This window comes from Cellulomonas flavigena DSM 20109 (assembly GCF_000092865.1).
Classification (GTDB): domain Bacteria; phylum Actinomycetota; class Actinomycetes; order Actinomycetales; family Cellulomonadaceae; genus Cellulomonas; species Cellulomonas flavigena.
The window spans coordinates 141,739-161,283 of the sequence record NC_014151.1 but is presented as its reverse complement, the minus strand read 5'-3'; the positions used below and the strand labels follow the sequence as shown (position 1 = coordinate 161,283).

At 75.4% G+C, this 19,545-nt stretch carries 18 protein-coding genes and 1 pseudogene; 8 read left to right on the top strand and 11 right to left on the bottom strand.

Annotated features, from left to right (window positions below; translation table 11 throughout):
• Window positions 1-258: 258 nt before the first annotated feature.
• The 3 genes from CFLA_RS00670 to CFLA_RS00660 all read right to left on the bottom strand — a co-directional run bounded on the left by CFLA_RS00670 (window position 259) and on the right by CFLA_RS00660 (window position 3,991).
• A complete protein-coding gene (locus CFLA_RS00670; protein WP_013115386.1) occupies window positions 259-1,734 on the bottom strand; it encodes an SPFH domain-containing protein in 1,476 nt (491 codons plus the stop codon).
• 117 nt (window positions 1,735-1,851) lie between these two features.
• Window positions 1,852-2,319, bottom strand: a complete 468-nt coding sequence (locus CFLA_RS00665; RefSeq protein ID WP_013115385.1) for an NfeD family protein — start codon at window positions 2,317-2,319, stop codon at window positions 1,852-1,854.
• A gap of 124 nt (window positions 2,320-2,443) precedes the next feature.
• A complete protein-coding gene (locus CFLA_RS00660) occupies window positions 2,444-3,991 on the bottom strand; it encodes an amino acid permease (RefSeq protein WP_013115384.1) in 1,548 nt (515 codons plus the stop codon).
• A gap of 139 nt (window positions 3,992-4,130) precedes the next feature.
• Here CFLA_RS00660 and CFLA_RS00655 point away from each other — a divergent pair, with 139 nt between their 5' ends.
• Together CFLA_RS00655 and CFLA_RS00650 are read left to right on the top strand one after the other, a co-directional pair.
• A complete protein-coding gene (locus CFLA_RS00655) occupies window positions 4,131-4,613 on the top strand; it encodes a hypothetical protein (RefSeq protein WP_013115383.1) in 483 nt (160 codons plus the stop codon).
• A gap of 87 nt (window positions 4,614-4,700) precedes the next feature.
• Complete coding sequence (locus CFLA_RS00650; RefSeq protein ID WP_013115382.1) at window positions 4,701-5,576, top strand: HNH endonuclease family protein; 876 nt, start codon at window positions 4,701-4,703, stop codon at window positions 5,574-5,576.
• Between the two features lie 3 nt (window positions 5,577-5,579).
• Here the strand turns inward: CFLA_RS00650 and CFLA_RS19360 are convergent, their stop codons facing one another.
• Window positions 5,580-7,349 carry a M50 family metallopeptidase gene (locus tag CFLA_RS19360; protein WP_081449619.1) on the bottom strand — a complete coding sequence of 590 codons (1,770 nt, stop codon included), beginning with the start codon at window positions 7,347-7,349 and terminating at the stop codon, window positions 5,580-5,582.
• Complete coding sequence (locus tag CFLA_RS00640) at window positions 7,346-8,029, bottom strand: LmeA family phospholipid-binding protein (RefSeq protein WP_013115380.1); 684 nt, start codon at window positions 8,027-8,029, stop codon at window positions 7,346-7,348. Before CFLA_RS00640 ends, CFLA_RS19360 begins: the two co-directional genes overlap by 4 nt.
• A 156-nt stretch (window positions 8,030-8,185) precedes the next feature.
• Between CFLA_RS00640 and CFLA_RS00635 the strand changes: the two genes are divergently transcribed.
• On the top strand, window positions 8,186-8,602 hold the full coding sequence (locus CFLA_RS00635; protein WP_013115379.1) for a hypothetical protein: 417 nt from the start codon (window positions 8,186-8,188) through the stop codon (window positions 8,600-8,602).
• A gap of 6 nt (window positions 8,603-8,608) precedes the next feature.
• Here the strand turns inward: CFLA_RS00635 and CFLA_RS00630 are convergent, their stop codons facing one another.
• The 4 genes from CFLA_RS00630 to CFLA_RS20745 all read right to left on the bottom strand — a co-directional run bounded on the left by CFLA_RS00630 (window position 8,609) and on the right by CFLA_RS20745 (window position 14,077).
• Complete coding sequence (locus tag CFLA_RS00630; protein WP_013115378.1) at window positions 8,609-11,749, bottom strand: AAA family ATPase; 3,141 nt, start codon at window positions 11,747-11,749, stop codon at window positions 8,609-8,611.
• Window positions 11,749-12,918, bottom strand: coding sequence for an exonuclease SbcCD subunit D (locus CFLA_RS00625; RefSeq protein WP_013115377.1), 1,170 nt, complete (start codon window positions 12,916-12,918; stop codon window positions 11,749-11,751). Before CFLA_RS00625 ends, CFLA_RS00630 begins: the two co-directional genes overlap by 1 nt.
• A gap of 71 nt (window positions 12,919-12,989) precedes the next feature.
• Window positions 12,990-13,340, bottom strand: a complete 351-nt coding sequence (locus CFLA_RS00620; RefSeq protein ID WP_013115376.1) for an STAS domain-containing protein — start codon at window positions 13,338-13,340, stop codon at window positions 12,990-12,992.
• A gap of 218 nt (window positions 13,341-13,558) precedes the next feature.
• Window positions 13,559-14,077: an aminoacyl-tRNA deacylase gene (locus CFLA_RS20745; protein WP_013115375.1), complete on the bottom strand. Its 519-nt coding sequence runs from the start codon at window positions 14,075-14,077 to the stop codon at window positions 13,559-13,561.
• 776 nt (window positions 14,078-14,853) lie between these two features.
• Here CFLA_RS20745 and CFLA_RS21225 point away from each other — a divergent pair.
• The 5 genes and pseudogenes from CFLA_RS21225 to CFLA_RS00590 all read left to right on the top strand — a co-directional run.
• Window positions 14,854-15,387, top strand: a pseudogene (locus CFLA_RS21225) (DUF308 domain-containing protein); the annotation flags it as partial.
• 217 nt (window positions 15,388-15,604) lie between these two features.
• The gene (locus CFLA_RS20255) at window positions 15,605-16,252 is read left to right on the top strand and encodes an alpha/beta hydrolase (protein WP_013115373.1); all 648 of its coding nucleotides are present in this window, start codon (window positions 15,605-15,607) and stop codon (window positions 16,250-16,252) included.
• A 160-nt stretch (window positions 16,253-16,412) separates the two neighbouring features.
• Window positions 16,413-17,129: a DUF1361 domain-containing protein gene (locus CFLA_RS00600; RefSeq protein ID WP_013115372.1), complete on the top strand. Its 717-nt coding sequence runs from the start codon at window positions 16,413-16,415 to the stop codon at window positions 17,127-17,129.
• Window positions 17,130-17,165: 36 nt separating this feature from the next.
• Window positions 17,166-17,657 (top strand): transporter substrate-binding domain-containing protein, encoded by a 492-nt coding sequence (locus CFLA_RS00595; RefSeq protein ID WP_013115371.1) that lies wholly within the window; start codon window positions 17,166-17,168, stop codon window positions 17,655-17,657.
• Window positions 17,654-18,652, top strand: coding sequence for a cation efflux transmembrane domain-containing protein (locus tag CFLA_RS00590; RefSeq protein ID WP_013115370.1), 999 nt, complete (start codon window positions 17,654-17,656; stop codon window positions 18,650-18,652). The genes CFLA_RS00595 and CFLA_RS00590 overlap by 4 nt, the downstream gene beginning before the upstream one ends.
• A gap of 110 nt (window positions 18,653-18,762) precedes the next feature.
• Here CFLA_RS00590 and CFLA_RS00585 read toward each other — a convergent pair whose 3' ends face one another.
• A complete protein-coding gene (locus tag CFLA_RS00585) occupies window positions 18,763-19,074 on the bottom strand; it encodes a hypothetical protein (RefSeq protein WP_013115369.1) in 312 nt (103 codons plus the stop codon).
• Between the two features lie 196 nt (window positions 19,075-19,270).
• The gene (locus CFLA_RS00580; protein ID WP_013115368.1) at window positions 19,271-19,498 is read right to left on the bottom strand and encodes a molybdopterin oxidoreductase; all 228 of its coding nucleotides are present in this window, start codon (window positions 19,496-19,498) and stop codon (window positions 19,271-19,273) included.
• Window positions 19,499-19,545: the final 47 nt, after the last annotated feature.

The window sequence follows — 19,545 nt, the reverse complement described above, 5'->3', positions numbered from 1 at the left end:
CGGAACCTGGGTCACCGTTCGGGCGCCCTGTCGGGGAGTCAGGTTCCGGTCGGCGCACCCGCCTCCCCGCCGAGCGGGGCGACTGGCGGTCGCCCGTTCGGCATCCAGGACGACGCCGCCGCGACGCCGGGCTGAGTGCGCTCATCAGCACCCGTGAGCGACGTGCGCCCGGTGTCGCACGCCCCGCGTCCCAGGAGCCGGACGCACGGACGCGCCCGGTCCCTCGCGGGAACCGGGCGCGTCGACGTGGTACGGAGCTCAGCCCTGAGGCGGCGTCCCGTTGCCGGCGACCGGCCTGCCCGCGACGGCCTTGTCGGCGATGCTCGCGACGAGGGTGTTGAGGTCGAGGCCCGTGAGGGACTTGATGACCTCCTGACCCTCGCCGAGCACCTGCCCGACGGTCCGGGTGAGGCCGGACGCACCGTCCGTCGAGACGACCGTGAGCTGGTCGATCGCGCCGATCGGCTCGGCCGCGGCGCGCACGATCTCGGGCAGCAGGGCGATGACCTGCTGCGCGAGGACCGCCTCACCCTGCTCGCGCAGGGCCTCGGCCTGCGCACGCGTGGCCTCCGCCTGCGCGAGACCCTCGGCCTTGGCGGCCGCGGCGCGGGCCAGACCCAGCGCCTCGAGCGCCTTGGCCTCGGCGAGCTGGCGGTCACGCTCGGCGTTACCGGCACGGATCGTGGCCTCGGCGGCAGCCTCGGCGTCCTGGACCGTCGCGATCTTGTTGGCCTCGGCGACCTTCATGCGGCGGTAGGCGTCGGCCTCGGCGGCCGCGTTGGCCGCGTCGCGCTCGGCGGTGGCCTGCTGGACCGCGGCGTACGCGCGCGCCTCCGCCGGCTTGCGGACGTCGATGTCGAGCTGCTCCTCGGTCACCCGGGCCTTCTCGACCAGGGCCTCGCGCTCCTGCGCGGCGACGAGCTTGTCCTGCTCGGCGCGCGCGAGCTGCCCGGAGGCGTTCGCCTCGGCGTTGGCGCGGTCGGTCTCCGCCTTGATGGCGGCCTGCTTGAGCGCGAGGTCGCGCTGACGCTCGGCGATGGCCTCCATCGCGACGATCTTGGCGAACTCGGAGACCTGCTGCGCCTCGGCCTCCTTGACCTCGGCGACCTGGCGCGCACGCGCGGCCTCGGCACGGCCGAGGTTGGCGAGGTAGTCCGAGCCCGGGGTCGAGATGTCGGAGATGTTGAGCAGGTCGACCTGCAGACCCTGCTCGGCCAGGTCGGTCTTGGTGGAGTTGACGACCGCGTCCTGCAGCGACTTCCGGTCGCTGATGATCTGCTCGATCGTCATGTCGCCGATGATCGAGCGCAGCGAGCCCTCGAGGGACTCCTTGATGACGTCGGTCAGCGTCGCCTGCTGCGAGAGGAAGCGCTGCGCGGCGCGGCGCACACCCTCCTCGTCCCCACGGACCTTGAAGTTGATGGACGCCTTGATGGCGAGCTTGATGCGGTTCTTGTCGACACCCTCGACCGTGATGCCGATCTGGCGCTGCTCGAGGGAGATCGGGAAGCCCTGCTGCAGGACCGGCCACACGAACACCCGCCCGCCGACGACCACGCGCTGCCCGGCATCGGCCGCCGCACCCCGACCGGCACCGCGGCCGACGATGATCAGCGCCTCGTTGGGCGGCACCCGGCGGATGCGCTTGGTGATGAGCGCAATCACCGCGACGAACGCGATGATCAGCGCGGCGACGGCCAGGATGGTGGCCCCGTCCTCCACGACGTTGAACATGATGGTCCCGGCCGGGCCGGGCTCCTTCCTCTGGGTCCTGCGCGGTGCTGCTGATCAGGGGTGGACGCGGGTGCCGCGTCGCCTCCACGACGCGGTCCGGCGCTGCTGCGGGGGGCGTCAGGCGCGCGTCACCTGCACGCGCGACCCGGAGACCCCGACGACGACGACGCGCGTGCCGGCGGGAATCTCCTCCTCGGCCCACGCGAGCCGGGCCTCGAGGTCACGCACGCCCTCGAGGCGGACCTCGCCGCCGCCCGGGCCCGTGGTCGACGTCGTCATGCCGAACGCGCCGTCGAGCGGCGGCGGCGGGGCGTCCTCGGTGTCCGAGAGCCGCTTCACAAGCTGCTGCGCGACGAGGAACGCGACCACCGCGAAGGCGACGCCGATGACGTAGGCCCACACCAGGTCCAGGTCCTGCGCGAGCGCGATGACCCCGCTCGATCCGAACACGACCGCCCCGACCCCGGCCGCGATGCCGGAGAAGCCGCCCTCGCCGATGTCGAACGACTCGAAGACGTCACCGAACACCAGCGACGCGAGCAGGACGACGAGGCCGATGCCCCCGATGACGAGGAAGACGGTCACGGACGGGTCCCTTCGGGTGGGGTGAGCGGCCAGTATGCCGCAGCGCACCACTCCCCGGACGGGCCCCTGGACCCGGCTGTGGACGCGATCGGGTGAACCGGCTCCTGTGGTCGGCCCACGGCGGTCAGTGGGTGACCGTGGGCTCCCCCGCAGCCTCGTCGTCCGTCGTCGCCGCGACCCCGCGCCCCAGCAGCGAGCGGCGGTACGAGTAGGAGAAGTAGATGACCGCGCCCACGACCACCCACACGAGGAACCGCAGCCACGTCAGCGTCGTGAGGTTGAGCATCAGCCAGATGCACGCCAGACCGGCGACCACCGGCAGCACCGGCGAGAACGGCACCCGGAACCCCCGCGGCAGGTCGGGACGCGAGCGGCGCAGCAGCGGGATGCCGAAGCACACCAGCACGAACGCCGACAGCGTCCCGATGTTGATCATCTCCTCCAGCAGCTCGACCTCCGACAGCCCGGCGATCAGCGCGACCACGACACCCACGCCGACCTGCAGCCGCAGCGGCGTGCCGAATCGCGGCGACGTGCGCGACACCCCGCGCGGCAGCAGACCGTCGCGGCTCATCGCGAACACCACGCGCGTCAGCCCCAGCAGCAGCACCATGAGCACGCTGGTCAGACCGACGAGGATGCCGACGGAGATGACGCGGCCGGCCCAGTCCGCGCCGACCAGCACGAACGCCGTCGTCAGCGAGGGCGCGTCCGACGCCGCCAGCTCGGTGTAGCTCACCATGCCCGTGACCACGACCGTCACCAGCACGTACAGCACCGTCACCAGCGCGAGCCCGCCGAGGATGCCACGCGGCACGGCACGCTGCGGGTCCTTGGTCTCCTCGGCCGTCGTCGCGACCACGTCGAACCCGATGAACGCGAAGAACACGAGCGCCGCGCCGGACAGGATGCCCATGATCCCGTACGTGCTGGGCTCGAGGCCGAGCAGGAACCCGGTCAGCGGCTGCTCGAGGGCCGAGGTGCCCGGCTCCGCGGGCTGCGACGGCGGCACGAACGGCGACCAGTTCTCGGCCTTCACGTAGAAGAACCCGACGACGATGACGAACAGCGTGATGCCGACCTTGATGATCGTGAAGACGGAGTTCACCCGCGCGCTCAGCCGCGTCCCGACCGCCAGCAGCGTGGTGAACAGCGCGACGATGACGACGGGTCCCCAGCTCACGTCCGCCCCCGCGACCACGACCGTCGGCGGCACGTCGAACCCGAACAGCCCCAGCGCGTCCGCCAGGTAGACGCCCCAGAACTTCGCGATCACGGCGCCCGCCAGGAGCATCTCGAGGATGAGGTCCCAGCCGATGATCCACGCGATGAACTCGCCCATCGTCGTGTAGGAGTACGTGTACGCCGACCCCGCGACGGGCATCGTCGACGCGAACTCCGCGTAGCACATGATCGCCAGCGAGCAGACGACCGCGGCGATGAGGAACGAGACGATCACCGAGGGCCCCGCGTACCGCGCGGCCGCCGTCGCCCCCACCGAGAAGATGCCGGCGCCCACCGCGACGGCCACCCCCATGACCGCCAGGTCCCACGCGCCGAGCGTGCGACGCAGCCTGCGGTCCGGGTCGTCGACCGCCCTCATCGCGGTCTCGACCGACCTCCGGCGCAGGATGCTCCGGGGCCCCGGCTGGTGCGCGTCCGTCGCGGTCATGCTCTCTCCCTCGTGCCCTGCGCGCGGCTGCGCCCGTCCGGTGCGAGCATTCCGCGCCGCAGCCCCGGGGGCCACCGGACGTTCGTCCTGACGGGCCCCTCGGCGTGCGGGACCGCGGGGCGGTCGGCAGGGTGGACGGATGGACGACGCGACGCCCCGGCCCACGCAGCGCACCGCCGACGACGGCCCCGACGACCGGCACGTCCCACCCGCGGGCGTCGACGACGCGACGATCGCCGCCGTGGGCGGGGTGACGGCGGCGTTCGAGGTCGTCGAGCACGCGCGCGGCATGCTGTACGCGTTCCACCGGCTCGTCGGGCGCGCCGATCTCGAGCTGCAGGAGGCGCTCGACGACCTCGAGAAGGCCGGGCACGCCGAGCTCGCGGACCGGGTACGCGCCGACGTCGTGGGGCGCAACGTGCTGGCGGGGCGCTGGACGTTCCAGGTCGTGGAGGACTTCGACTCCGGCTACCACCGCGCGTTCGCCGAGGCCGAGCAGCGCGTCCGCGACGAGCTGACCGCGGGGCGACGTCACGTCTACGAGGCGCAGCTCAAGGAACGCGAGCGCACCCACGGCCGGCCGGGTCACGAGGCCCTCCCGGTCGACGTCCCCGACGCCTGACCCTCCCCCGCGGGCGGGGGCCGGTGGGGACGGGTCGATGTGCACAGGGGCGGCGAGCCGTGCGGACGCGTGAGGGCGGGAACCGGCATGCTTCCGCCCGTGGCCGACCTCCTCACCGCTGAGCGCACCACCCACCCGGCCGGACGCGGCGGGGACGGCGGACGGCGCCGGGGCGGTCTGCCGCCGCTGCGGCGTCGGTCGCGGTGGCACTGGGTGCTGGTGCTCATGCTGGCGGTCGCCGCCGGGCTCGGGGTGCCCGTGGTGGCCGAGGCGCAGGCCGCGGCGCGGTACCCCGTGACGGTCGAGGACCTCGCGGCCGGCCGTGCGGCGCTCGCCGCGCTGGACGTCAAGGGACGGGCGCCGCGGACGGGCTACGACCGCGAGGCGTTCGGTCAGGCGTGGGCCGACGTCGACCGCAACGGCTGCGACACCCGCAACGACGTGCTGCGCCGGGACCTCGTCGACGTCGTCGTCGACCCCGCGACGCGCGACTGCGTGGTGCTGCGCGGCACGCTCGCGGACCCGTACACCGGCTCGACCATCGCGTTCGAGCGCGGACCGCGGTCGGCCGAGGTGCAGATCGACCACGTCGTCGCCCTGGCGGACGCCTGGCAGAAGGGCGCCCACCGCTGGTCGAGGACGAAGCGGGCGCAGTTCGCGAACGATCCCGCGAACCTGCTGGCCGTCGACGGGAGCACGAACCAGAGCAAGGGCGCCGGCGACGCGGCGACATGGCTGCCGCCCAACAAGGGTTACCGCTGCGCGTACGCGCTGCGGCAGGCGACCGTCAAGGCGGCCTACGGCCTGTGGGTCACGCCCGCGGAGCACGACGCGCTGACCCGTGCGGTCGGGCGGTGCGTCGTCGTCGGGTCCGAGCCCACGGCGTGGTGGCCGTCGGAGTGGCTGCCGGCGCAGTGGTCGCCGTCCGACTGGCTGCCGGCCACGTGGCTGCGGGCAGGCTGAGGCTCAGGCGCCGCGACGGGCGCGCAGGTCCTCCGCCGCCCCGCCGGCCGCCGCGCTAGGGCCCAGTCCCGCACCGCCGAGCCGACGCGTGACGGTCCGTGCCGCGAGGACGACCGACCGTGCGTGCTCCTGCACCGCGGCGGCGGACATGCGCGCCGCGGGCCCGACGACTGCCAGGGCGGCGACCACGTCGCCGGTGTGGTCGAGCACCGGGGCGGCGACGGCTCGCACGTCGGGGTCGAACTCACGGTCGTCCACGGCGAACCCGCGGCGGCGCGTGCGCAGCACCTCGGCGCGGAGCTCACCCGGGTCGGTGATCGAGCGGGGCGTGACGGGGCGCAGCCCGCCGGCGACGGCGCGCTCGAGCAGCGCGGTGCCGGCGACCGAGAGGATGGCCTTGCCGGGTGCGGTGCAGTGCAGCGGCACGACGCTCGGCAGGCGCGGCACGGCGCGGCCGGCGGTCCCGGGGGCGGGCCGGTGGCCGGCGATCCGCGACTGCAGTCCGTCGGGCACCGTGAGCACGGTGAGGCAGCCGGTGGTGCGTGCGAGCTCGTCGAGGGAGGGGGCGGCGACGGACTCGACGTCGAGCGTCGACAGGTAGGCGTGACCGAGGCGCAGCGCACCGGGACCGAGGCGGAACCGTCCGCTGGTGGTGTCGCGGCGCAGCAGCTCGGACTCGAGCAGGGGCGCGGCCAGCCGCAGCACGGTCGACTTGTGGACGCCGAGCCGGCGCCCGATCTCGGCGGCCGTCAGGCCTGTCGGGTCCGTCTCCCGGGCGCAGACGTCGAGCAGGGCGAGCGCGCGCCGCAGGGAGAGCGACTCGTTGCGGCCCGAGTGCGGCTCGATCTCGGGAGGTGTGCTCACCGCTTCACTATCGCAGACGCTGAACGGCAGTCCGGGAGCTGTGGCGGACGCCGCCGAAGGGCACATCGGGTCACACGTGGGCACATCGGCCCAAGGCGGGTACGTGATTCCGGTCACAGGCCAGGCGGCGAGCAACCACGCACCGCCCGCGGCGAGCAGCACACCGCAGACCGCCAGGAACGCACCCACCCAGACGATCGCGGGCACGTGCGTCAGACCCGCGAGCAGGCCCGCGTCGGACTCGTCCCGCCCGCCGCGGCGCCGCACCCGGCGCCGCTGGACCTGCATCTCGACGACCGCGCGCGGCGCACCGAGCAGGAAGAACCACGTCAGGCCGGCAGCGACGACCGTCTGCACCTGCGCGGGCGCCCACAGGGTGACGGCGACGAGCGCGACCCCGCTGACCAGCACCGCCCACAGCCCGTACCAGTTGCGGATCTGCAGCAGCACGAGCACCACGACCAGCAGCAGCAGCCACAGCACACCGAGCGCGTACCCGCGCGACAGCAGCCAGGCCGCGGCCGCACCCAGCAGGGCAGGGCCGGGGTAGCCCGCGGCGACGGTCGCCACCATGCCGGGTCCGCGGGCACGACCGCGGGAGACCGTCAGGCCCGAGGTGTCGGAGTGCACGCGGATCCCCGAGAGCCGCCGCCCGACCAGCACGGCGACACCGGCGTGCGCGGCCTCGTGCACGATCGTCAGGCCGTGCCGCAGCAGGTGCCAGACGCCCGGGAGCATGAGCGCGGCGAGCACGACGGCGCCGACCACGAGCACCGCGGTGCGACCGGGTGCGGGCTGCGGCGTCGTGACCTGCTCCCACAGCCCGGCGAGGCCCTCGGTGGCCCCGGACGGCGCGGCAGCGAGCACCGCGGGGGTCGGCGCAGCGTGGCCGAGCGTGGCCGGGGTCACGGGACGACCTCCAGGGCGACGTCGGTGCCGGTCGCGGTGAAGCGGACGCCGTCGGGCACGACGACCGCGTCCTCGAGCCGGACCCCGTCGGGCAGGCCGTCGAGCGGCACCTCGATGCCGACGAGCCGCTCGGCGACGTCTCCGGGGAGCTCTTCGAGGCGCAGCGTGCCGGCGCCGAGGGTGACCTCCTGGACGTCGACGAGCATGCGGCCGTCGGCGACGCGCGGGACCAGCGCGACGGTGAGCGGGATGCCGAACAGGTCCCCGGCGGCGCGCAGGACGTCGCCGTCCACGGCGACCTCGAGATCGGCGCGGGCCTCGACGACCTGCTGCACGGACGACGCGGGCACGGTCGCCTGGAGCCGGGCCGTGCCGGCCCGGTGGGGCGGGTCGAGCGTGACGTCGGTGGCGTCGACGACGACATCGGTCACCGCCAGACCCTCGAGCGTCACGCGGGTCGCCGTCGCGTGGACGTCGTCGAGCGAGCGCGCAGCGAGCTGCGTGAGGAACGGGAAGCCGTCGATGCGGACCTGCGGGGTGCCCTCCACGTCGAGCTGCTGCGCGAGGAGCGCCGCGGCGTCGTCCTCGGCGCTGCTGCGCGCGAACCCGTCGGCGACGACCGCGCCCACCGCGACGAGCCCGAGCGCGACGACGCCCGTCACCACTGCCTTGACGCCCATGTGCTCCCCTCGTGCCGTGCCTCGTCAGGGGCCCACCGTAGGGCCAGTGCCCGCGTCGCGCTCGCACGCGCTCGACCGCCGTCGCTGACGCCCGATCGTGTGGCGTGCGTCACAGCGCACATCTACGCTCGTCGTAGGGACGACGGAGGACGCGCGATGACCTGGGCTCTCCTCGGGGCGATGTCGGTGATCCCGACGCTGCTGCTCTGCGCCCTCTGGTCCCTGATCCCCTCCGACGACGAGACGCCGCCGTGGCGGGTGGCGCTGGCGCAGCGGCTCGAGCACGCCGCGCAGCACCTGCGCCGGCACCACCCGAAGCCGTACGACCCGTTCCTCACGCTGCGCGTGCAGCAGCGGCTGGGTGCGGTCGCGAACCACGTGCAACGCCTCGAGGCCGACGACCGGACGTTCGCCCGTGCGGAACGGATCATCGCCTCGCAGCTCGCCTACGACCAGCTCCTCGCCGAGGCGTGCCGACTGGCGGGGGTCGAGGTGCGGCCCGCAGCCAGGGGGGACGCGCAGGAGCGGTTCCGCGAGGAGGTCGAGCTGGCCGCGCGGGGCTGGACGTGGTGAGGACGGTCAGCCTGCGAGCACGGTGAGCGTGCTCGGACCGGCGGGCGTCGGCCGCACCTCGATCCGGTCGGCGACCGCCTGCTTGAGGGTCTCCACGTGGGAGACGATGCCGACGACGCGCCCGCCGTGCCGCAGCCGGCCGAGCTCGGCCAGCACCTGGTCGAGGACGTGCGGGTCGAGCGCACCGAAGCCCTCGTCCACGAACAGGGTGCCGAGCTCGACGCCTCCCGCCTCGGCCGTGACGACGTCGGCCATGCCGAGCGCGAGGCACAGCGACACGTAGAACGTCTCGCCGCCGGACAGGGTCCGCGGGTCACGCGCACGCTCGGTGCGGTGGTCGACGACGCGCATCGCCAGTCCGACCGCCCGGGTACGCACGTCCTCCTTCTCGTCGGACCGGACGAGCTCGAACCGCCCGTCGGACATCACGGCGAGACGCTCGTTGGCGGCGGCGACGACGTCCTCGAAGCGACGCCCGAGCACGTAGGTGGCCAGCGACAGGGCGTGCGGGTTGTCGGCGCCCGTCCCGGACGCGAGGTTCGCCATGCGGGTCACGGGCGCCGCTGCGGCTGCCGCGGCGTCGAGCGCCTCGGCCGCGGCGCGCACGCGTGCTGCGGCGTCCGCGGCGGCCTCGGCGCGCGCCGCGGCGACGCGGGCGCGGCCCTCGAGGTCGTCGGCGCTGCGCCGCGCCGCACGCTCGGCACCCTCGGTCCCGGCGAGGTCGGGTGCGACGTCCTCGGGCAGCGCGACGAGCGCGGGGTCGGCCAGGCCGGCGTCGACGCGTGCCTCGTCGGCGGTGCGGGCGACGACGCGACGCTCGAGGTCGGCCAGCTCCGTCGCGGGGCACCAGGCGCCGCGGGCGTCGGCGACGTCCGCGAACCCGTGCTCGGCCAGCGCGGCGTCGAGCTCGGCGTGACGACGCTGCTCGTCGGCGGCCGCGGCACGCTCGGTGTCGAGGGCGTCGAGCAGCGCCACCGCCTGGCGCGCCCGCGCGTCGAGGGCGGCGTGCCGGGCGGCGACGGTCGGGTGGTCGGCGCGCGCGTCCGCGACCTCGGCCTCGGCCCGCCCGAGAGCGTCGCGCTCGGTCTCGAGCGTGAGCTCGGCGGCGCGGACCTGGCCGAGGACCTCCTCGCGCACCTGCGCACGGTCCCGGGTGGCCGCGTCGTGCGCCGTGAGGTCGGCCTCGAGGGTGGCGACCCGGGCGTGGGCGGCGGCAGCAGCGGCGACGTCGTCCTCGGCCGCCCGCAGCAGCGCCGCGGCCGCACCGGCGTCGTGCTCCCCGACGCGCGCGGCCAGCCCGGCGACGCGCTCGGCGAGCGCCGCCCGACGCGCCCCGAGCGCGGCGAGCTGCGACTCGGCAGCGGCGCGCGCCTCCTCGGCGGCCCGCACCTGCTCGGCGGTCACGTGGTCGGCGCCCACCGACGCCGGCGCAGGGTGCTCACAGGCACCGCACACCGGGCAGGGGTCGCCGGCGACGAGACCGGCCGCGAGCTCGCCGGCCAGGCCGGCGACGCGTGCGGCACGCAGCGACGCCTCGGCGGCGACCGCGGCCCGTGCGGCGTCCGCACCACCGGCGACGGCGTCCTGCGCGGCTGCGAGGTCGGCGCGCGCCGCCGTCAGGGCGGCGACGTCCGCGACGAGAGCCCGCGCGGCCGTCCGGGCCTGCTCGGCGGCGTCGGACCGGCCCGCGAGCGCGCGCGCGGCGTCCCGCTCCTGCTCGAGGGCCGCTCGGCTCCCCGGGCGTCCGGCGAGCCACGTGGTCGCGGCGTCGACCTCCGACCGCAGCTCCTCGAGCACCGCCGCGAGCTCGCGCACCGCGCGGCGGCGCTCGGTGAGCCCGGCCTCGACCTCGACCGTGCGACGCAACGCGGCGGCGGCGTCCGCGGCCGCGTCACGCTCGGCACGCAGGTGGGGCCGCCACGCGTCGAGCACACCGTCGAGACGCTCGGTGCCGCCGGCGTCGGGTCCCGGACCGCCGTCGCGCCCGCCGACGACGAGGACCGCCGCGCCGCCGGGCGGCAGCAGGTCCGCCGGGGCCGTGTCGCACGCAGCGACCAGCGACTTGGTCCCGGCCTCGTGCGCCGTCCTCGCGTCCTGCCACCCGGTGAGCAGCGGACGCACCGCGGCAGCCGCGCGCGCCCGTGCGAGGCGCTGCACGTCGTCCTCGTGCTGCCCGGCCGCGGCGTCGAGCGCGCGACGCTCCGCGCGCAGCGCGTCCCGCCGGGCGGCGAGAGCCGCGGTCGCGCGCGCCGCCTCGTGCGCGGCCCGTGCCGCGTCCCATGACGTGCGGGCGGAGGCAGCCTCCTGCGCGAGCGTGCCGGCGGCGGCGTCCAGCGCGCGCGTCGTGGCCACGACGACGCCCGCGACGCGCACCGCGACGCCCGGGCCGCCCGCGACGGCCTCGTCGAGCGCGACGCGTGCCGCCGCGTGCTCCTCCGGGCCGAGCGCGCAGGCGCCGAGCAGGTGGGCGACCGCCTCCCCGAGTCCGGCACGCGCCGCCTCGACGGTCCGCGCCGCCTCGGCCCGCAGCGCGGCGAGCCGCTGCTGCAGCTGCTCGTACACCTGGGTGCCGAAGATCTTCTGCAGCAGCACCCGGCGCTCCTCGCCGGTGGCCCGCAGGAACCGCGCGAACTCGCCCTGGGGCAGCACGACCGTCTGGACGAACTGCGTGCGGTCCAGCCCGACGATCCGCTGCAGCTCGTGGCCCACCTCGTCCAGGCGCGTGCCGAGCAGCACGCCGACGCCGTCGAGCTCCTCGGGGTCCTCGCCCAGCTCCACGTCGGCCGGCAGGCGCCAGGCCTTGACGCTCGCCTGCGCCGTCGTCGTGCCCTCGCCACGGCGCTTGGCCCGGCGGTACGCGGGGGTGCGCCGCACGCGGTAGACGCCCGACGGCACCTCGAAGACCAGGTCGACGACGCTCTCCACGTCGTCCGCCGCGTACGCCGAGCGCAGGCGCTCGTCGGACGCGTCGGTGCCTGCGACCTTCCCGTACAGCGCGAACACGACGGCGTCGATGAGCGTCGACTTGCCCGACCCGGTCGGCCCCTCCAGCAGGAACAGCCCGGACTGCCCGAGCGCGTCGAGGTCGACCGTGTGCCGGCCTGCGAACGGGCCGATCGCCTGGACGGTGAGCGAGCGCAGCCGCATCAGGCGCTCCGCTCCGCGGCGGCGACGTGCTCGTGCGCGGCCCGCAGCACCGCGAGCTCGGCGGCGGTGGGCCGCGCGCCGGTGACGTGCGCGACGAAGTCGGCGGCGACCACGACGGGGTCGGCGGCCGCGTTGACGAGGACGGTCCGCTCGCGCCCGGCGTCGGGGTGCTCGGGCCGGTGCTGCACGACGAGGGCGTGCGGGAACCGCTGCCGGACGCGCCGGAACAGGTCGGCGGGTCGCGCCGTGTCGGTGACGGTGACGCGCACCCAGTCGTCGACGTGCGGCTCGCCCGCGGCACCGAGCAGGTCGTCGAGCGTGCCCGTCACGTCGGCCAGACGACGCGGGACGGGCGCGGCCACGAGGGTCGTCACCGGCGCGTCACCGGACAGGTCCACGAGCACCGACGACTTGGCGTGGTGCTGCTCGGAGAACGAGTACGCGAGCGGGGACCCGGAGTAGCGCAGCACGGTGCCGGCGGGGCCGTCGACGACCTGCGGGCCGTGCAGGTGCCCCAGGGCGACGTAGTCGGCCCCCGCGAACACGTCGGCCGGGACGTGGTCGACCCCGCCGACGCGGATGTCGCGCTCCGACTCGCTGGCCCGGCCGCCGACGACGAACGCGTGCGCCGCGACGACGACCCGCGGCCGCGTGCCGCCGCGCCGGGTGGCCACGTCGGCCTGCACGCGTGCCAACGCGGCCCGCGTCACCGCCTCGTGCGACCGCGGGAGCAGCGTGCGCGCGCCGTCGCCGGCCACGGGCGCGAGCTCCGCGCGGCACACGTCCGGGTCGAGGTACGGCAGCCCGTAGACCAGCGCTCCGGCGACCTCCACGGGCTCGCCGAGCGACGCCACGCGCGTGCGCAGCCGCACACGCTCCCGCATGAGCGCCGAGCCGAACCCCAGGCGCGTCGCCGAGTCGTGGTTGCCGGACGTCACGACGACCGTCGTGTGCTCCGCGAGCCGCGCGAGCGTGTCGGACAGGAGCGTCACGGCCTCGACCGGCGGGATCGCCCGGTCGTACACGTCGCCGGCGACCACGACCGCGGCGACGCGCTCGGAGCGCACGACGTCGACCAGGTGGTCCAGGAAGGACGCCTGGTGGTCCAGCAGGTCGACCCCGTGCAGGGTCCGGCCCAGGTGCCAGTCCGACGTGTGCAGCAACCGCATGCCGGGAACGTAACCGAGCCCTCCGACATCGCCGCGACCGACCCGCGGCGGGCGTCACGGTCCGCCACGCGTCACACGTCGTCGGGGATGACCGCGCCCAGGCCGACCATGTCGAGCAGGTCGCGCAGCACGCGGTTCGGGTCCTGCAGGGTCAGCGGGACGCCCGCCTCGGTGGCGGCCAGGTGCAGCTGCAGCACGAACGCGACGCCCGAGGAGTCGACGAACGTCGCCTCGCTGGCGTCCACGACGAGCGGCAGACCGCTCATGAGGGCGATCCCCATGGACGCCGACGCCGACTCGCGCAACGACGCGTCGATCTCACCGACCAGACAGACGACGGCGCGTCCCGCGCGGTGCTCGATGCGGATCTCGTGGTCCGCCGGCTCCGGGGTGCGCTCGATCGCGGCTGTCAGCTCGGTCATGTGGCGTTCGTGCTCCTCGTGCTCTGGTCCGGTACGTCGTCGTACCGGGGTGCGACGGGCGGGACGACGGTACAGACCGGCGCCCACATCGGCGCGGCGAACGTCGTCCTGCCTGCCTCACAACGCGTGCGCCGGCGCACGTGTTCCCGGCACGCTACGCCTGGTCGACCGCCACTTGACCAGGGCTTGACGCTCTCGGGTGGGTGAGGTGGGCTCCCTCAGCCCGGCTCGCTCACGTCCGCGACCGTCGCCCCCAACGCGCGCACCAGGTCGTCCGTCGCGAGCTCGACGCCCACGCCGTGCCCCCCGCCACCGATCGACACGCGCCGCCCGGCAGCCCGCTCGTCCACCACGACCGGCCACGCGCGCGTCGTCCCGAACGGCGTGATCGTGCCGCGCTCGAACCCGGTGACGTCCTTCGCCACCGCCGCGTCCGGCATCGACAGCCGGCTCACGCCGAGCAGCGCCCGCAGCTTCGGCCACGAGATCGTGCGGTCCCCCGGCAGGAGCACGAGCAGGAAGTCGTCGTCGCCGCGCCGCACGACGATCGTCTTGACGAGGTCCGCCGGCTCGATGCCGCGCGCGGCCGCCGCCTCCGCGAGCGAGCCCACGCGCCCGTGACGGGTGCGGACGTACGCGACGCCCGCGGCGTCGAGCGCCTCGACCGTGCGCCGCTCACCGTCGGTGCGCAGCTCGGCGTCGGGGACGGCCGTGGGTCCGGCTGGCGTGTCGCTCACGTCGCCACGATAGGCGACGCGCGGCCGGGGACGCCGGGGCCGAGAGACGCTCAGCGCAGGACGACGACGAGCGCGACGACCGCCGCGAGCGGCAGGACCACCGCGAGGGCGAGGCCGACCCAGCGGCCCCAGCGGCGCGGTGCGGGCGGGTCGAGCAGGAGCACGCCGGCGGGACGATCGGCGAACGCGGTGAGCCAGTCCTGCTCGGGGGTCCAGCGCTGCTCGGGCGGCGGGACGGGGTCGGGGATCCACTCCTCCTGGGGCACCCAGCTCGCCGGCAGGCCGCGGCGCGCCCCACGGTCGGGACGGGAGCCCGTCCCGCGCACCTCGGGCACGTCGTGCGGGTGGCCGTCCGCGGCGTCGGCCGTCCATGCGTCGTCGGTCGCCCGGCGTCGCTCGGCGTGCTCGTGCCGCAGCAGGTCGGCCCACAGGTCGTCGTCCGACACCGCGCCGGCGGACGTGCCACCGAACCTGCGCCGCACGTCGTTGCCCCAGTGCGCGGCGTGCGCGTCGCGCGGCTGGTGGGGCCCCGGGAAGGGCGGCGGCCACAGCTCGTCCAGCACTGCCTCTCCCGTCGTCGGTGTCGGGTGGATACGGACGAATCGCCCAGGCACCCATCCTGCACTGCCGGGCGCCGCTCGGCGCAGCGGGTTCATGCGAAAGGGTGAGGTGGGCGCGGCCGCTGCGCCGGACGGGTGCGCCCGCCGCCCCGGGGCCGCGCGTCCCGTCACGCGTGGTGCCGACGCGGCCCGCGGAGCCCCGGGTACGTTCGAGGCATGGCGCGCGGAGGCCGGTGGACGTGGGCGCGCCAGGTGCTCCTCGCCGTGTCGGTGCTCGCGGTGCCCGTCGGCGCGCTGCTCGCGCTGCGCCCCTTCGTGTCGCTGGCGGTGCTCGTGGTGGGTGTCGCCGCGGGGCTCGTCGCGCTGGGCGTCGTGCGGCTCGCCGCCGACCGGCCGGGTGTCGACGCGCCCGACGTCGACGAGCCCGGTGACCAGCAGCCGGGCGTGCTCGCCGGCCCCGGTTCCCGCACCTGGTGGCTGCCGGGAGCCGCCGCGCTCACCGCGGCCCTGGTGGTCGTCGTGTGGCCGGGGCCGACGATCCGGGTGCTCGCGGTCGCCGCGGGCGTCACGCTCGTCGTCGACGGCGCGCTCGACCTCCTCGCCGCCCGGCGCTCCCCGGGCGTGCGCGGCTGGCGGGTCGCGCGTGGCACGGGCCGGGCGAACGCCCTGCTGTCGGGTGCGACGTCGCTGCTGCTGGGCGGGCTCGCCCTCGCGTGGCCCGACGTCACGGTGCTCGTCGTCGCCGTGCTGGTGGGCGTGCGGGTGCTGGTCGCGGGACTGCGGGGCGTCGGGACGGCGGTGCGCGGGCGGCCGCCGACGCGCGACGACCGACGTCCACGGTGCGCCGACCGTCGCGTCCGGCCTGGTCGTCGCGCCCGCGAGCGCGGCGGGGGCAGGCGGGGGGCCCGCGGACGTCGTCGCGTGGGCGCACGGCACGACGGGGGTCACGCCCGGCTGCGCACCGTCGGTGCTGCCGGGCGGGCTGGCCGCAGGCGCGATGTTCCTGCCGGACGAGGTGGTCGGCCGCGGCTGGGCGCTCGTCGCGCCGGACGTCGAGCTGGCCGGTGTCGCGGCCCTCGCGCCCGCGTCGAACCCGTCGGCGCTGCTCGCGCACCTGCCGGACGTGTCGGTGGGCGCGCTGTTCGGCGCCTACCTGGCCGAGGGCTACGCGGCGACGTACGACGACGAGCGGCTCGCGGACGCCGTGCGACCGGGCGCGCGCGTCGTCGTGCAGGAGATGGCACAGCGGTGTCTGGCCGAGCGGGGGGTCGTCGTGTCCGTGCTGACCGCGCTGCTGCTCGACCAGCCGGTGTGGGCGCAGGCGGACCCGTACACGGGGGCGTTCGGGGCGCGGCTCGACGAGAACGTGCCGTCGGGGCCGATCGGCGCGCCGCTGCTGGTGGCGCAGGGGTCCGCGGACTCGATCGTCGTCGCGTCCGCGCAGGACGAGTACGTCGCCGCGCGCTGCGCCGCCGGGTACGCGGTCGACCACCGTGAGTACCCGGGGCTGGACCACGTGGCGCTGGTGGAGGCGGACTCCCCGCTGGTGCCGGAGCTACTGGCGTGGACGGCGGAACCTCTGGCGGGCGCGGAGGCGAGGAACTCGTGCGCGTGACGCCCCCGACGTGGTCGCGGATGGGGGTGCGCCGACGGCATGTGGTCACACCTGTGACCACATCTGGGCGGAGTCGGCCGGTGAGCCGCGGTGTCGGGTCGGCAGCCGGGTGTGCGTGTGCCATCGTCGACCCACCGGGCGGCGAGCGGAGGGAGGGCGGGTGCTGAACAGCCTGATCGTCGGGGTCGTGCTGCTCAACGTGCTCGCGGCGGCGCTGGTCGTCGCGCGGGCGCCGGTGTACCGCACGCGGCTCTACCGGCCGATGCTGCTCAACCTCGTGCTCTCCGCGGCGCCGCTCGTCGTCCTGGGCCTCGCGGTGGTCGTGCTGCTGCCGCTGCTCGTCGTCGGCACGCCGCGGCCCGTGGTGTGGGGGATCGCCGGCGCCCTCGGGCTGGTATGGCTGCTGCTGCTGCCCAACTCCGGCTACCTCATCACCGAGCTCAACCTCAACCACCGGCGCGCGGGGGAGCGCGTGCCCGAGTGGTACGACGTGCTGCTCGTGCTGTCCCTCGCGATGGCCGGGGTCGCCACGACGGTGCTCAACGTGTTCCTCGTCGTGCTGCTGGGGCTGCTGGCGACGGGTGACGACTCCGCGGCCGCGCTCGCGCAGCCGTGGGCGCGCGCCGTCGAGACGGTGCTGCTCGTGCTCGTCGCGTTCGGCATCTACCTGGGCCGCCACGTGCGCCTCAACTCCTGGGACGTGCGGCACCCCCGGCACCTCGTCCGCAAGGTCGTCGGTCACCTGCGCTCACGCGGGGCGATGGGCAACGCCCTCGGGTTCACCCTGGTCGGCGCGCTCTTCCTCGGGTTGATGTACCTCGTGATGATCGGCCCCGTGGTGACCGGGCTCGTCGAGGTGGAGCGGCTGCGCGGCTGACGTGCGAGGTCGCGCTCCCGGGCTTCTCATGGGGGGATGACGACGACCCGACGACGACCCGCGCACGCAGCGCTGCCGCTCGTCGTCCTCATCCTCGCGGCATGCGGGGTCACCGTGCCCACCGACCCCGACGGCACCCTCGACACCGTCCGCGGTGGCGAGCTGCGCGCCGGCGTCTCGCCGCACGAGCCCTGGACGCAGATCGGGCCCGACGGCGCCCCGACCGGTCTCGAGGTCGACCTCGTCGAGGCCTTCGCCCGCACGCTCGACGCCGAGGTCGTCTGGACCGACGGCGGTGAGGAGGAGCTCGTCGCGGACATGGAGCGCGGCGACCTCGACCTCGTCGTCGGGGGCTTCAGCGCGTCGACGCCGTGGACGTCGAAGGCCGCCGTGACCGTCGCCTACGTGACGGTCACCGACCCCGACGGCAAGCCCGAGGGGCACGTGATGCTCACGCCGATGGGCGAGAACGCGTTCCTCGTCGAGCTCGAGCGGTTCCTGCTCGAGCAGGAGGTGGAGGCACCGTGACCCAGGGCGCCGTCGAGCAGTCGTTCCGCTTCGGCAACACCGAGCTCCCGCCGGAGGCGAGCGAGGCCACCCGCAAGGCGAAGCGCCTGGCGTGGCTGACCATCGCGTTCCTCGTCACCGCCGTCACGCTCGTGTACCTCGTCATGGGCAGCTCGCAGGCCATGAAGGCCGCGTGGGCGGAGGACCTGCTGTCGTTCATCCCGCCGATCGCGTTCCTGGTCGCGATGCGCGTCACGGGCCGCGTGCCCAGCGAGCAGCACCCGTACGGCTACCACCGCTCCGTGGGCATCGGGCACCTGGTGGCCGCGACCGCGCTGCTGACGATGGGCGCGTTCCTGGTGTTCGACTCGGTGTCCGGGCTCGTCGCCGGGGAGCACCCGCCCGTGGGGCTGATCGTCGTGCTCGGGTGGGAGGTGTGGTCCGGGTGGCTGATGATCGCGGTGCTCGCGTACACGTGCGTGCCGGCCGTGCTGCTGGGGCGGGCCAAGATGCCGCTCGCCGAGACCCTGCACGACCGCGTGCTGCACGCCGACGCCGACATGAACAAGGCCGACTGGATGACGGCGGTCGGCGGCATCGTCGGCGTGCTGGGCATCGGCGTCGGGTTGTGGTGGGCGGACTCGGCAGCGGCGCTGTTCATCTCCGCGAGCATCCTGCGCGACGGGCTCACCAACCTGCGCGTCGCCGTCACCGCCCTCATGGACGCACGCGCCACGACCGTCGACGGCTCCGCGCCGCACCCCCTGGACGACCGCATCGACGAGGTGCTGCGCGGCCTGCCGTGGGTGCGCGAGGCCGGCTCGCGCGTGCGCGACGAGGGGCACGTGTTCCACGTCGAGTCGTTCGTCGTCGCGCGCGACGGCATGCCCACCCCGGAGCAGCTGCAGGAGGCGTGGACGGTCGTCACCGACCTGGACTGGAAGGTCGAGGACCTCGTCGTCGTGCCCGTCGACGAGCTCCCGGAGGAGCTGCTGCCGGGGCTGCGGGGTCGCTGACAGGCGTGCTTCGTGACGACGCATGCCGTGACACCGGACGGCTGACGGGCGCGCCTCTCACCGGTCGCGGTCCACCACTCCCCGCGGCGCCGACCGACATGCCGTCGCCCTCACGCCTGCGACGCGCCACCCCCGTCGACGAACGCCGCCTCGAGCTCCCGCTCGACCTCGTCAGCCGGGGCGGGCCGCACCCCCCACCTGATGTCACCGAGCACGTAGGTGAGGCCGTACGTGGCGGTCGCGAGCGTGAGCACGAGCAGCGACGTCACCCGGCCCACCGCCGACAGCCCGTACCCGAGGGCCACGACGACGGCCAGGACCGTCAGGGCGTGGGCGCGGGACCCGCGCCGGCGGGCGGCCGCGGCGGCGAGCGCCGTCAGCAGCCCTGCGGCCATGGCCGCGCCGAGCACCAGCAGCTCCATGACCCACCTCCGCGAAGCGGACAACCCGGACACCTGTCCTGGACGCTACCTGCGGTCGCACGCCGCGCGCGTCACCTGGAAGGGCGTCATGAGCAACCCTGCCGGCTCATCGCTGCGCGAGGAGGACCAGCGCCTCCTGCCCACGCCATCCGCGCACGTCGGCTCCTCGTCGGCCGGCGTCGCGGGCGCGCCACCTCTACGTCACGTCGCAGACGACGAACGTCACGACGTAGACCACGGCGGCGGCCGTGAAGGCGGTCAGAGCGGTCCCACGGTCCACGAGCGACAGCGCGAACGCCGCGGCGGGGACGCCGAGCACGGCCGCGCTCACCAACCCGCGGGAGCCTCGCCGGCGAGCGGCCACCACCGCGAGCGCGGTGAGCACGCCCGCAGCCACAGCGATGGAGACCACCAGCAGCGTCATCGCTGCACCTCCCGGACAACCCGGCACGACGGACCGTGCCGACGACG

Bases quoted from the DNA above. Each gene is read 5' to 3' on its own strand.
- CFLA_RS00630 (WP_013115378.1), bottom strand. From the start codon at position 11,749: ATGCGGCTGCGCTCGCTCACCGTCCAGGCGATCGGCCCGTTCGCAGGC.
- CFLA_RS00580 (WP_013115368.1), bottom strand. From the start codon at position 19,498: ATGACGCTGCTGGTGGTCTCCATCGCTGTGGCTGCGGGCGTGCTCACC.
- CFLA_RS00660 (WP_013115384.1), bottom strand. From the start codon at position 3,991: ATGACCGCGACGGACGCGCACCAGCCGGGGCCCCGGAGCATCCTGCGC.
- CFLA_RS00620 (WP_013115376.1), bottom strand. From the start codon at position 13,340: ATGACCGAGCTGACAGCCGCGATCGAGCGCACCCCGGAGCCGGCGGAC.
- CFLA_RS00625 (WP_013115377.1), bottom strand. From the start codon at position 12,918: ATGCGGTTGCTGCACACGTCGGACTGGCACCTGGGCCGGACCCTGCAC.
- CFLA_RS00585 (WP_013115369.1), bottom strand. From the start codon at position 19,074: ATGGAGCTGCTGGTGCTCGGCGCGGCCATGGCCGCAGGGCTGCTGACG.
- CFLA_RS00670 (WP_013115386.1), bottom strand. From the start codon at position 1,734: ATGTTCAACGTCGTGGAGGACGGGGCCACCATCCTGGCCGTCGCCGCG.
- CFLA_RS00640 (WP_013115380.1), bottom strand. From the start codon at position 8,029: ATGGGCGTCAAGGCAGTGGTGACGGGCGTCGTCGCGCTCGGGCTCGTC.
- CFLA_RS00635 (WP_013115379.1), top strand. From the start codon at position 8,186: ATGACCTGGGCTCTCCTCGGGGCGATGTCGGTGATCCCGACGCTGCTG.
- CFLA_RS00650 (WP_013115382.1), top strand. From the start codon at position 4,701: ATGCTTCCGCCCGTGGCCGACCTCCTCACCGCTGAGCGCACCACCCAC.
- CFLA_RS00595 (WP_013115371.1), top strand. From the start codon at position 17,166: ATGACGACGACCCGACGACGACCCGCGCACGCAGCGCTGCCGCTCGTC.
- CFLA_RS00655 (WP_013115383.1), top strand. From the start codon at position 4,131: ATGGACGACGCGACGCCCCGGCCCACGCAGCGCACCGCCGACGACGGC.